Raw genomic sequence first — 11,888 nt, 5'->3', positions numbered from 1 at the left:
AAAAAAATCGATAGAAACACGCAATATGTTTTTATCTCGAATCATACTTCGATTATGGATGTAATGCTGCCGTGTATTCTGATGCCTCATCATCCGCTGTGCTACGTCGGCAAGAAAGAACTCGTAAAAATCCCGATTTTCGGCATTATTTATAAAAGAATCTGTGTCATGGTAGACCGCAGTTCGGCCAAGAGCCGGGCAGATGTATACCGCCGCTGCGCTGAAAGAATGGAGGAAGGCGACAGTATCGTGATTTTTCCTGAAGGCGGGGTTCCCGATGATACCTCCGTCATTCTCGACAGTTTTAAAGACGGTGCGTTTACTTTAGCTTCCAAACATCAGTCTCCGCTCCTTGTGTTTACGTTTGTGGGACTGAAGGAAATGTTTCCCTTTGATGCTTCCAAAGGATATCCCGGTAAGCTAAAAGTTTATCTCGCCGATATTATGAGCCCGCACCATTCAGCAAACGAGCTGAAAACAGCAGCACATGCCCAAATAAAAAAGATTTTGGAAAACTCATATTGAGAAAATAAATAGTTATATTTGTTTTAAAGAATCATAATAAATGTCGACAAACTATTCTAAAAAAACCAATTGGGGACAGTTCGTGCCGTTGGTAACCGTGTTTTTCTTCTGGGGATTTGTTGCTGCGAGTAACGATATTTTGATCCCGGTGTTCAAAAAAGCCTTTAACTTATCACAAAGCCAAAGCCAGTTGGTATCCGTAGCATTTTATGTTGCCTATACGGTTGGTTCTTTGATTTACATGTTTATATCCAAAGCGATAAAGCAGGATGTGATAAACAAAATTGGTTATAAAAATGGTTTAATTGTAGGACTTTTGATCTCTGCTGCGGGGACACTTCTGTTTTATCCTGCCGCAAATATGGGCTCTTTTGCGCTGATGATTTCAGGATTGTTTATTGTTGGTTTGGGCTTTTCGCTTCAGCAAATTGTGGCCAATCCTCTAGCAATTGAAGTAGGACCCACAGAAACCGGCTCGCAGCGTTTAACGATGGCGGGAGGAATTAATAACTTCGGAACTACGATTGGTCCACTGATCGTTTCTTTTGCAATTTTCGGTTCTGCATCAGCTGCAAATACCGAAGCGAGTATTGAATCGGTGAAAGTTCCGTACCTGATTTTAGGTGCAGCATTTGTTCTGGTTGCGATCCTTTTAAAATTCTCGTCATTACCTAAAGTTACCCCCACCATTATAGAAGATACGGAAGACGCTGTTCCAGGTGAACACCGAACTTCTGCACTTAAATATCCACAACTTGTTTTAGGGATGATTGCGATTTTCGTTTATGTAGGCGTAGAAGTTTCTACCGCAAGTAATTTACCTGCTTATATGGAAAAATCACTCGGATTTTCAACCAAAGATATTGCTCCTTACGTTTCCTTGTATTGGGCTTCATTAATGATCGGCCGTTGGACCGGTGCTGTGGATGCATTTGACATTACTGCCGGATTTAAAAAAATTCTTAGGTTTTTGGCACCTTACTTAGCTTTTGGAGTATTTTTAGCAGTAAATGCTATCGCCAAACATGATCTTTCCCATTTTTATGTTTACAGTCTTATTATTTTGGTTATGATTGCGTGTGATATTCTGAGTAAAGGAAATCCGGCAAGAATGCTTCTGATTTTCTCTTCAATGGGAATTATCGCCATTGCGATCGGAATGATGACTTCAGGAATGACTTCCGTTTATGCCTTCACCAGTGTTGGATTATTTTGCTCTACCCTTTGGCCTTGTATTTTTGCACTGGCGATTAATGGTTTAGGAAAACATACCAACCAAGGTTCGGGATATCTTATCATGATGATTATGGGAGGTGGAATTATCTCCTGGATCCAAGGCATGCTTGCGGATATGACGAACATTCACTTCAGTTATATCGTGGGAATTTTATGTTTTGCTTATCTGGTATTTTATGCGGTTCGCGTAACTAAAATCCTGAAAGCACAGGGAATCGAACTTGATCATTTGAAAAGTGAAAGTGGCCATTAAAAAGAACTATATTAAAAGAAAAAGATTTTGGGCAGGTAGTTTACTTGCCCAATTTCTTTTATTTTTCATCTTCTCAAAAACTGAAATTACTGTTCGTCTCTTTGAACGGTTTTTTGAGTGGCAAAAATCCCTTCATCAGAAAATATTTGCACACAGCCCTTTTTCAGTGGGAGATGTGGCGTATATTTTACTGGCCATTATTTTCATTTTCTTTCTGATTAAAATTTTAAATAAAAAAACCCGGAACGCTTACCTTTTCAGATCTCTCATACTGCTGAATATTCTGTATTTTATTTATCAGCTGTTTTGGGGAATGCTTTATTTTCAGGAACCCATTATCCATAAACTTCCAAAAGAGGAAATTACTCTGGAAGAGACCAAAGCCTTAACCGTAAAATATCTTAAATACTGTAAACAACTTAGATTATTGGTGAAGGAAGATAAGGACGGGGTTTTTAAGGTAGAAGATCTGGAATCAGTAAAGAAAGAAATCCTGAAGCAACAGAGCCGTCTTCCCGGCTTTCCTGATCCAAAAAGCAGCAACAGTATCAATTCTCTAAAACCCAGTCTGTTTACAGGCGTTATGAGCTATACAGGCATACTGGGATATTATAATCCTTTTACTGCCGAAGCGCAGTATAATGCAGCATTACCAGCCACTTATCTGCCTTTCACCTTTGCACATGAAAGTGCCCATCAGTTAGGTTATGCCCGGGAACAGGAGGCAAATTTCATTGGATACCTTATCGGGAAAAATTCGGAGAATAAGGAATTAAAATACAGCACTTACTATTTTGTATTAAAATCGCTCCTCAACAGTTTAGCAGAAAAAAATCCAGATTTTGTAAAGCAGATTATCGGTGAATATTCTCCGGAGATGAAAAGAGACCGGGCTGCTGAAAAAAAATTCGTGAAAGAGCATAAAGGTATTGTGGAAAATTTCTTTGGATTTACGAACGATCTCTTCCTGAAAAGCAACCAGCAGGAAGGCAGTATTACGTACTCTTATTTTGTTGATTTAATGGTACGTTACGAAAGATACTACGGTGTTAAATAGCAAAAAAAGAATCGCATCTTGCGATACGATTCTAAAAACACAAATGATGAAAAAAAATTTATGCCTTTCTAAAGACTTGCATCCTCATTAAGACGGCGTAAAATTACTACTTATCTTTTAACTGACCAAATTTAATCTATAAAACTGCTAAAAATCAGATAAAAAGATAATCGATAGACAGCACATTAAGATAAATCTCATTAATATAGAAAGCATTAATTAATATACTTCTATTTCTGACAGAAAATAAAAAAAGCCCAACCTAAGTTGAGCTTTTTTTGTAGCGAAGACGGGAATTGAACCCGTGACCTCAGGGTTATGAATCCTGCGCTCTAACCAACTGAGCTACCTCGCCGCTAAAGTGGTGCAAAGATAAAAATATTTTGCAACCCAGCAAAAAATTAATTCAATTTTAAATAAGATATTACATCTGCAGCATGATCCGGTTTGGCAATAATGGTGTTGTTTGCATCCAGAACGAAATAAGTAGGCGTTGCACGCACATTATAGGTATCGGCATAACTGCTGTACCAACCTTTCAGTTCGGTGTCGTTAATCCAGGGTAAGTTATTCACTTTGTTATCGTAAGCCGCTTTTTCACTGTCCAGAGAAAAGGCAATCACTTCTATTTTCTGGGCTTTCATGGCGTTATACTTCTCGATAAGTTTCGGAAGTTCTGCTTCGCAATGAGAGCAGGTTGAGGCCCAAAAAACGATTACTTTTTTATCTGCTTTCACTGCTGAGAGCGATTTCGCTGATGTTTTCGTAGGTTTATTGAATACATAATCAGGAAACTTAGCTCCAATTTCAGTATTCTTATTGATTGCGATGGTTCCGGCAAGGCGGTCATTAATCGTACATTTCAGGTTTGTAGCTTCTGTAAGATATTTATTTTTCAGATCCTTCATCTCATAAACATCAAAAATCTCGATCAGCTCTGACAATACCGTTTGTCCACGCGGCGTTTCTGTGTTCACCGCCTTAAGAAGCTTATCAACATCTGCTGATACATTTGTACTTGGACCCACATTCAGGTAGGCCAACAGTACAGGTCTCATTAATGATGAAGTTTCAAGCATTTCATTGGATTTTATCAGGAAATCAATGATCTCATCATGCGTAACAGGTTTTTTAGCAGGATTTTTTTCTACGAATTTTGCGTAGTTAGTGTTGTAATAATTGATGAACGGGAACCTGCTGATATCCTGCGCATCCACAGAAAGACGCGATATTTCAGTATCCAGCGCTTTTCTGAATTGGGTATCTGCCTTGTAATAATCTTTTATCTGAACCAATGCGGGCAGAATATATTCTTTTTTTTGCTGGACATCCTGAATATTATTCATCAGGAAATTGCTTTCATCAAGATAATCAATGTTTGAAATCTTGCCGTTCGCAGTATCAAACTTCATTTTTACGTCCTTATTTTCCGAAATAAAATTAACCGACATGTTTCCTTCCGGAAAATACAGCTTCATCATTCCCGAATACGGCTTTGTAACAGCAATTTGCCAACGGTTACCCTTTCTCATCTCTTTGGTCGTAAGGATGTCTTTTGAACCGTTTAATGAGTACAGATAAACTTCTTTAGAATTAAAGCCTGCGGGTACATCAATATTAATTTTGAACTGGGCAGACAGGGAGCTTACTAAAAGTAAAGCTGAGATTGCAACATTTTTTTTCATAAGGTAAATATAAAAAAACCCATCGTAATTCGATGGGTTTATAAAGCTTTAAATTAATTTATACAATTTTTTTTCTTGTTTTATAATGGTAATAGCACATAAATAACATTGCGGCAGCTGCCAGAACATATACATACATATCTATAGGTGAGGCGGGAGCACCAGGTCCCACTCCACTTTCTGCCATAGGCGGCGGCGGTTCTGTTTGCGCTTTATAAAAAGATCCCGCAGAAATGAGTAAAAAGAACAGTACTTTATTTAATAGTTTCATAGTTTGTGTTTTAAAATTATCTGACAATTTTCGAACTGATTTTTTCACCTTTCTCTGAAACAGCTGTAACAATATAAGCACTGTTTGCTTTTCCTAAATCCAGGACAAAATCTCTGTCAGCCATAACTTTTCTCTCTCCTAAGATTAACTTCCCGCTCATGTCATAAACCTGAATATCGGCTGTTTTCCAATTAGGGTCAAAACGAACCACAAATTTATCAATCAACTGGTGATAAACCACTTTAGTTCGAGAAGGCTTTGTGCCACCATCTGTACCCAAAACTCCTGAAGGTTTGCCATAAAACAAACTGTATTTATCCGAAGCGACTGGAATTACCTGATTCTGTTTGATCTCTACAGCTTCCCCGTTAGGAGATTTATAATAAAACCCTGTACCGGTAGATAGCTGATGAGCACCATCTTCAATAAGTTCGGTATTTTCCCTGATTTCAAATTTCAGTGATTTAATGGCACTATTATATAATGCGAGAGGAATAGCTTTTCCTAAAAAATCGTTTTCATTGGCTTCATTAATATATAACCAGTAGGCATTAATAAAATTCATATCATAACCACCATTCACTGCATCTTCTTCATAAGTACCAATGATGTTCTGGTTTCCTAAAATGGATTGTGCTGTTGGCTGCGTAGTATGCCCGGTAACTGCTGTAGGGTACACAGCGTAATAGGTTCTTGCCAGTTCGGTACCGTCTTCGCTCAACGCAATAACGCCCAGTTGTTTCACTGTACCTGCAGTTTCCCCCGTTTTTGCATTCACTGAATAAACAGTTCCATTTGCTCTCGGGTTGGATTTAAATCTTCTCAGATTATCAAAACTTAACGTTTTATCGGAACCTACCTCAGCATTATTATTTCTGAGCTTTACTACAAACGTTTGCATGGGTTTAATTATGAGGCCAACATCACCCACAGGAACAGGTGCACCGGATGTGAAATTCACATATTTAGCACCGGTTGAAAATGTGCCGGTTGGTAAAGTTATTACCGTTCCGGGATCATATTGAATACCCTGGATTGAAGAAATTGAATTATTATCAGTCACCGCTCCAGATTCAACAATTCCAATTAAACCTAAATCCAAATTGGTAAGATAGGGGTTACCAAACTGATAAATATTTCGGCCAAAAGTAGCAACAGACCATGGATTAGCAGGAGCTGCAGGATAATCCCAATCATCCTGAAGGTATGAATTGTAACGTTCGTTATATGAATTTAGAGCGTTACCCGTTGCACCAAAATTAACGCCATTCGCGGCATTAATTAACTTTTCCGTTACCCCGTTAGTGAAAGGGATTCCTTTAAGGGTATATACAGTACCTGCTGGAGTTGGTGCGTTTGCAGGCATTGATGCTGGCGGATTACCAGAATCAAACCCGTTGGAACCAAGCATGTAATAAGTGGTACTTTTGGGAGTTAAAGAAGAAATATTCAGGTTATCTGAAACAGCTGTCAAATTATTCCAGGTAAGGACTTCGTTTTTTGAATATCTGACATTTGAAAATGTTTTCCCTAATGTGCCGATACCTGTACCTGAAAGTGTATTGATTGTTTTATTATAAAAAGGAAGTGCAATTTGCTGGTAAGTACCGTGTTTAGCCGTGCGGTATTCCTTATCCACTATCGCAGAGATGTTGCCCTGTGCAATTCCGTTGATGTAGAGTTGGCCATAAGTAGAAGCTGCGTAGTTCGCAGGATCATTTAGTCGCAGGATAATGTTACCTCCGTCGGTTTTATTGCCTGTTCCGGCATTGTCTAATGTTTTCAAAACATCAGTGGCAGCGCCTTCAATCATGACATTGCCCTTCACATCTAAAATACCGCTTCCTTTAGTCTGTAAACCGCCCCCGTTATAAACAAGCGCGTTTTCACCGACATAAAATATGCCCGAATTGTCCACATGGACCATGACCTGGGCGGTACTTTGTAAACTTAACGCCAGGAGCGCTACAGTAAATAGATTTCTTTTCATTTTATGTGTGTTTGTGTTTTTTAAATAACTAAGTATTCACAAACAAAGATATTAATTAATTTTTTAATATAAAATAAATAGTAGAAAATCTTAAAACTTAATATTTGCTTTGGTAAGCACTATCTCATCCTGAGCTTCAATATTGAACATAAAATCTTCCAGTACTTTTTCTGTGGCACCCCTCAGACCCCGGGCTCCCAAACCTTTTTCCATGGTTTCCTCTACAATTGCCTCAATAGCCTCATCAGTGAATTTAAGATTTACACCATCCATCTTGAACAGCTCTATAAATTGGTTGATGATCGAATTTTTTGGTTCTTTCATAATTCTTATCATCGTATCTTTTGTGAGTTTATCCAGATAAGTCACTATTGGGAATCGCCCCAAAAGCTCCGGAATAAGACCAAATTTGCGTAAATCAATCGCATTAATCTGACTTAAAATGTAATCCTCATCTTCAGCTTTATTGAGTTTTTCAGCACTGAAGCCTATGGCCTGCTTATTCAGGCGTCTCTCGATAATTTCTTTAATTCCGTCGAAAGCTCCACCGGCAATAAAGAGAATGTTTTGAGTATTTACCTGAATGTATTTCTGATCAGGATGCTTTCTACCGCCTTGTGGTGGCACGTTTACGATACTTCCTTCCAGAAGTTTAAGCAATCCCTGCTGAACACCTTCTCCGGAAACATCTCTTGTGATGCTTGGATTATCAGATTTTCTGGCGATTTTGTCTATTTCATCAATAAAAACGATACCTTTTTCTGCTTTTTCCACATCATAATCGGCAACCATGAGAAGACGAGACAGGATACTTTCCACATCTTCACCAACGTAACCTGCTTCAGTAAGAATCGTAGCATCTACGATACAGAACGGCACATTGAGTTCTTTGGCGATTGTTTTTGCCAATAGTGTTTTACCGGTACCCGTTTCACCAATCATGATGATATTGGATTTTTCGATTTCTACTTCCCGGTTTTCATCCTTGGCGTGTAAAAGTCTTTTATAATGATTGTAAACCGCGATTGAAAGCTGTTTTTTGGCTTGGTCCTGCCCGATAACATACTGATCAAGGAACGATTTTATTTCCTTGGGTTTCTGTAAATCCGAAATACTTTCCGCGGCGGAAAAACCGGAGGACGGGGTATTCTCCATAATGATAGCATGCGCCTGCTCGATACAGTTTTCGCAGATAAAGCCTTCGTTTCCGGAAATCAAGATCTGTACTTCGTTCCGTTTTTTTCCACAGAATGAACACTGGTTGGAATTCATATATTTTTTATAACTTTTTTAGTGAGAATATTATTCAAAAAATTTGTCAAAGCTTTTTCGACTTTGACAAAAATTTTGGTTTTTATGAGTTTATGATTTCATTCTGAATTTCTTTGTATTCAGAATCCGATAATTTCAATCGGGAATTTTTAAAATTCATATCATCCATTTTATTGATCGGAATAAGATGAATGTGGGCATGAGGAACCTCTAATCCCACTACTGCAACGGCAATCCTTTGGGAAGGGTAAGTCTTTTTCAGTTTTTCTGCAACGGTTTGTGCAAAACTCCAGAGATTTTTAAAATCCTCGCTCTCGAGATCGAAAATAAGATCTACTTCTTTCTTAGGAACCACCAGCGTATGACCCTTAACTAAGGGCATTGCATCCAGAAAAGCGAGATGATTTTCATCTTCTGCGATTTTGTACGCAGCGATTTCGCCTTCGATGATTTTTGTGAATATGGAACTCATGATTTTGGGTTTGATGCTGCTCTTTAATCTAAGAAAACAACGGTTTGTAATGCCGCAAATTTACAACATAATTAAAAAACCGGTGAATAAACCTTTAAATTTCCCAAAACAATTTTTTGCCTTTTGTATGTTTCTACAAAGAAATTTCCAAAACTTCAAAGGAAAGTTTGTTTCCGTTTGGCAAGACAATGTCTGCAGTTTCACCGACAACTTTCCCTAAAAGACCTTTCGCAATCGGCGTGTTAATGGATATTTTTCCCGCTTTAAGATCACTTTCGTTATCCGGCACCAAAGTGAATTTCTGCTCTCCTTTTGTCGTATTATTTTTCAGTCTTACGGTGGTTAAAATTGAAACTTTCGAAGTATCAAGCTGCGATTCATCAATTACTTTCGAATTAATAATTAAATCCTTCAGTTTAGAAATTTTCATCTCCAACATTCCCTGTGCTTCTTTTGCAGCATCGTACTCTGCGTTTTCCGAGAGGTCGCCTTTATCTCTAGCCTCAGCAATCTGCTGGGTAATTTTTGGTCTTTCAATAGTTTCCAACTGTTCCAGTTCCACTTTCATTTTGTCCAAACCTTCTTTGGTAACATAACTTGCCATAATTTCTTTTAATTTGCGTTAGTATAAAAAAATAATCCGACATTTGCCGGACAATGATTTCTGTTTGTATTCGTTTTACAAATATATAAATTTTATTTTTAAATGAAAAGAATTATTTCTACAATCATTTTACCAATTATACTCATTTTCAGCGCCTTAAACATCAGCTCATGCAATGAACGTGAAGAAACCGTAAATTGCTTTCCCGACGTTCCAGTAAATGTTATTTTAAACATTAATTTGCCCGCATATTATAATTTACAAAATGTAAACGGCTGGATTTATGTAAACCAACAGGAAGCCGGAACACGTGGTCTCATCGTAGTGCGTACCACAAACGGATTTAAAGTTTACGACCGTAATGCACCGCACATCTGCCCCGACACCAGTACAACACTGAGTGTAGAAAACAACATTAAAATCGTGTGTCCAAAAGATGGCGCCGAATGGATTCTGATTACCGGAGAACCTATAAAAAATGCGCAGATTGCGCCAAAAACTTACCGGTATAATTTCGATTCAGCTACCGGAATCTTAACTATTTTCAACTAAATTTAATGCATGAAAGCTGTCATTCAAAGAGTTTCTGAAGCCTCCGTAAAAGTTGAAGGTAAAATGGTTGGCGAAATTTCGAACGGTTTGCTGCTCCTGATAGGAATTGATGAACTTGATGAAAAAAGTGATGCCGATTGGCTCGTACAGAAAATCCTGAATCTTAGGATTTTCGGCGATGAGGAAGGAAAACTGAATCTTTCCGTCACAGACATTGCAGGCGAAATACTTTGCATCAGCCAGTTTACCTTAATCGCCGATTATAAAAAAGGAAATAGACCTTCGTTTATAAAAGCTGCCAAACCAGAAAAAGCAGTTCCATTATTTGAATATTTTAAAACTGCGGTTGCCCAATCTGGTTTAAAAACAGAAAGCGGAATTTTCGGAGCCGATATGAAGGTTTCTTTGCTTAACGATGGTCCCGTTACAATCGTGATGGATTCTAAAACGAAAATTTAACAATACCCTCTTCTACTCTTTAAAAAAATATTTTGCTTTCAAATTTTATATAAATTTGAACAAAATCATCATTTTTTTTATGAATAAAATTTTAATCCTTCTTTTTACATCGGCACTTTTTTCCTGCACAAAAAAAGAACCGCATCTTAACACTGCAAAATCAGACAGTACCAAAATCATTGAGTCGATTAATGTTGTTAGGATGAAAATAAACGACAGCATCCGGCTGAAAAACAACCAAAATATTTTTGCAGATCTGAGCGGAACGCATGTACTAAAATTCAGTTCTGATGAAAGCCCCGCGATTAACGGAAAAGTAAATTTCGAAAAGACAGGCCGGGATTTATATACAATTTCAGGCAGCGGGAAATCCGGACAAAACACTGTAAAAATTGAAGGCATCATCAACCGTGTTTCAGCCAAACATCTTAACTTTGAAGGGAGAATCATTCAGAACATTAACGGAAAAACCTATACCAGAACCAAGAAAACCACTTTTCTGGACGAAGAAAAAGGCAACTTCTGGCGGCTTCAGGACAAAATTAATGGTTCCGGATTTGTTGAGTACATTGATATTCATTTTTAAGAAACCTCAAAAAATTAAATTATGCTGAATTACGAAATCTCGGGCACGGGCAAAGAAAAACTGGTTTTACTGCACGGTTTCATGGAAAATCTGATGATCTGGACGGACATGGAACCTTATCTTGCTAAAGATTTCACTTTAATAAAAGTTGATCTTCCCGGGCACGGCCTTTCAAAAGTGTACAATGAAATCCATACGATGGAATTCATGGCTGAGGAAATAAAAAATTTAACTGATCATCTGAAACTCGGTAATTTTCATCTTTTGGGACATTCTATGGGCGGTTATGCATCCTTGGCTTTTGCCGAGAAATATCCGGAGGTTCTCAAAAGTTTGACCTTATTCTTCTCGACCTATTTTGCTGATGATGAAGAAAAGAAAGAACAGCGCAGGAAAAGCCACCGAATCATTCGGGAAGCTTACCCAAACTACGTAAAAGCAGGCGTTCCCAACTTATTTAACGCAAATGAAAAAGATATTCTTGAAGGCAAAATTGAACTGGCTAAAGAAATAGCACTTTCAACTAAAACAGACGGCGTTCTAGCAGCCGTGAAAGGAATGACCGAACGGGTGGACAGAAAATCGGTTCTGGAAAACTTTTCGGGAAAAACTCTAATCATTGCCGGAAAACACGACCAGGCTGTAAATGTGGAGAAAACGCTTAAAAACCTGCCTGACAAAACCAACATTAAATCTTACCTGCTCGATTGCGGTCATAACGGACATTGGGAAAAACCGGCAGTTTGCGCAGCAATCATCAATACCGAACTGCTGCACAATCTACCCAAAAATTTAATCTTTTAAAATCCGATCACCATGGAAATTCTCTCAAAGATTTTAATCGCAATTGTGGCACTGGAACACCTTTACATCATGTACATGGAGATGTTTGCATGGGAGACTTTAGGAAAAAAATCATTTAAAGG

Annotated in this window: 14 protein-coding genes and 1 tRNA gene; 8 read left to right on the top strand and 7 right to left on the bottom strand. The window is 38.1% G+C overall.

Going from position 1 to position 11,888, the window contains the following annotated elements:
* From V5N63_RS00780 to V5N63_RS00770, 3 genes are all read left to right on the top strand, one after another.
* On the top strand, positions 1-525 hold a 525-nt coding region (locus tag V5N63_RS00780; RefSeq protein ID WP_442905761.1), incomplete at its 5' end, for a lysophospholipid acyltransferase family protein.
* A gap of 40 nt (positions 526-565) precedes the next feature.
* On the top strand, positions 566-2,014 hold the full coding sequence (locus tag V5N63_RS00775; RefSeq protein ID WP_332032137.1) for an MFS transporter: 1,449 nt from the start codon (positions 566-568) through the stop codon (positions 2,012-2,014).
* Complete coding sequence (locus V5N63_RS00770) at positions 1,998-3,071, top strand: DUF3810 domain-containing protein (protein ID WP_332032135.1); 1,074 nt, start codon at positions 1,998-2,000, stop codon at positions 3,069-3,071. Before V5N63_RS00775 ends, V5N63_RS00770 begins: the two co-directional genes overlap by 17 nt.
* A gap of 281 nt (positions 3,072-3,352) precedes the next feature.
* Here V5N63_RS00770 and V5N63_RS00765 read toward each other — a convergent pair.
* The 7 genes from V5N63_RS00765 to greA form a co-directional block, all read right to left on the bottom strand.
* A tRNA-Met gene (locus tag V5N63_RS00765) sits at positions 3,353-3,426 on the bottom strand.
* Positions 3,427-3,472: 46 nt separating this feature from the next.
* Entirely contained in the window at positions 3,473-4,756 is a 1,284-nt protein-coding gene (locus V5N63_RS00760) for a peroxiredoxin family protein (protein WP_332032133.1), read from the bottom strand.
* Between the two features lie 58 nt (positions 4,757-4,814).
* Positions 4,815-5,027, bottom strand: a complete 213-nt coding sequence (locus V5N63_RS00755) for a hypothetical protein (RefSeq protein WP_332018583.1) — start codon at positions 5,025-5,027, stop codon at positions 4,815-4,817.
* Positions 5,028-5,043: 16 nt separating this feature from the next.
* The gene (locus V5N63_RS00750; RefSeq protein WP_332032131.1) at positions 5,044-7,017 is read right to left on the bottom strand and encodes a T9SS C-terminal target domain-containing protein; all 1,974 of its coding nucleotides are present in this window, start codon (positions 7,015-7,017) and stop codon (positions 5,044-5,046) included.
* A gap of 90 nt (positions 7,018-7,107) precedes the next feature.
* On the bottom strand, positions 7,108-8,289 hold the full coding sequence (gene clpX / locus V5N63_RS00745) for an ATP-dependent Clp protease ATP-binding subunit ClpX (protein WP_332032129.1): 1,182 nt from the start codon (positions 8,287-8,289) through the stop codon (positions 7,108-7,110).
* Between the two features lie 82 nt (positions 8,290-8,371).
* On the bottom strand, positions 8,372-8,761 hold the full coding sequence (locus V5N63_RS00740) for an HIT family protein (protein ID WP_088469800.1): 390 nt from the start codon (positions 8,759-8,761) through the stop codon (positions 8,372-8,374).
* Positions 8,762-8,894: 133 nt separating this feature from the next.
* Complete coding sequence (gene greA, locus V5N63_RS00735; RefSeq protein ID WP_265145107.1) at positions 8,895-9,365, bottom strand: transcription elongation factor GreA; 471 nt, start codon at positions 9,363-9,365, stop codon at positions 8,895-8,897.
* A gap of 102 nt (positions 9,366-9,467) precedes the next feature.
* On the opposite strand from greA, the gene V5N63_RS00730 reads away from it, so the two are divergent.
* From V5N63_RS00730 to V5N63_RS00710, 5 genes are all read left to right on the top strand, one after another.
* The gene (locus tag V5N63_RS00730; protein WP_332032127.1) at positions 9,468-9,917 is read left to right on the top strand and encodes a hypothetical protein; all 450 of its coding nucleotides are present in this window, start codon (positions 9,468-9,470) and stop codon (positions 9,915-9,917) included.
* Positions 9,918-9,926: 9 nt separating this feature from the next.
* Entirely contained in the window at positions 9,927-10,376 is a 450-nt protein-coding gene (gene dtd / locus V5N63_RS00725; RefSeq protein ID WP_332032125.1) for a D-aminoacyl-tRNA deacylase, read from the top strand.
* A 79-nt stretch (positions 10,377-10,455) separates the two neighbouring features.
* Positions 10,456-10,962 (top strand): hypothetical protein, encoded by a 507-nt coding sequence (locus V5N63_RS00720; protein ID WP_332032123.1) that lies wholly within the window; start codon positions 10,456-10,458, stop codon positions 10,960-10,962.
* Between the two features lie 21 nt (positions 10,963-10,983).
* Positions 10,984-11,766 carry an alpha/beta fold hydrolase gene (locus V5N63_RS00715; RefSeq protein WP_332032121.1) on the top strand — a complete coding sequence of 261 codons (783 nt, stop codon included), beginning with the start codon at positions 10,984-10,986 and terminating at the stop codon, positions 11,764-11,766.
* A gap of 12 nt (positions 11,767-11,778) precedes the next feature.
* Positions 11,779-11,888: DUF1304 family protein (locus tag V5N63_RS00710; protein ID WP_332032196.1), on the top strand; the 110-nt coding region annotated here is incomplete at its 3' end.

This window comes from Kaistella sp., from assembly GCF_032060305.1.
Lineage (GTDB): Bacteria > Bacteroidota > Bacteroidia > Flavobacteriales > Weeksellaceae > Kaistella > Kaistella yananensis.
The sequence above is the reverse complement of the archived record's forward strand: the minus strand, read 5'-3'. Positions and strand labels throughout refer to the sequence as shown.

Coding starts and splice junctions, on each gene's coding strand:
- V5N63_RS00775 (WP_332032137.1), top strand. CDS start 566: ATGTCGACAAACTATTCTAAAAAAACCAATTGGGGACAGTTCGTGCCG.
- V5N63_RS00760 (WP_332032133.1), bottom strand. CDS start 4,756: ATGAAAAAAAATGTTGCAATCTCAGCTTTACTTTTAGTAAGCTCCCTG.
- V5N63_RS00755 (WP_332018583.1), bottom strand. CDS start 5,027: ATGAAACTATTAAATAAAGTACTGTTCTTTTTACTCATTTCTGCGGGA.
- V5N63_RS00750 (WP_332032131.1), bottom strand. CDS start 7,017: ATGAAAAGAAATCTATTTACTGTAGCGCTCCTGGCGTTAAGTTTACAA.
- clpX (WP_332032129.1), bottom strand. CDS start 8,289: ATGAATTCCAACCAGTGTTCATTCTGTGGAAAAAAACGGAACGAAGTA.
- V5N63_RS00740 (WP_088469800.1), bottom strand. CDS start 8,761: ATGAGTTCCATATTCACAAAAATCATCGAAGGCGAAATCGCTGCGTAC.
- greA (WP_265145107.1), bottom strand. CDS start 9,365: ATGGCAAGTTATGTTACCAAAGAAGGTTTGGACAAAATGAAAGTGGAA.
- V5N63_RS00730 (WP_332032127.1), top strand. CDS start 9,468: ATGAAAAGAATTATTTCTACAATCATTTTACCAATTATACTCATTTTC.
- dtd (WP_332032125.1), top strand. CDS start 9,927: ATGAAAGCTGTCATTCAAAGAGTTTCTGAAGCCTCCGTAAAAGTTGAA.
- V5N63_RS00720 (WP_332032123.1), top strand. CDS start 10,456: ATGAATAAAATTTTAATCCTTCTTTTTACATCGGCACTTTTTTCCTGC.
- V5N63_RS00715 (WP_332032121.1), top strand. CDS start 10,984: ATGCTGAATTACGAAATCTCGGGCACGGGCAAAGAAAAACTGGTTTTA.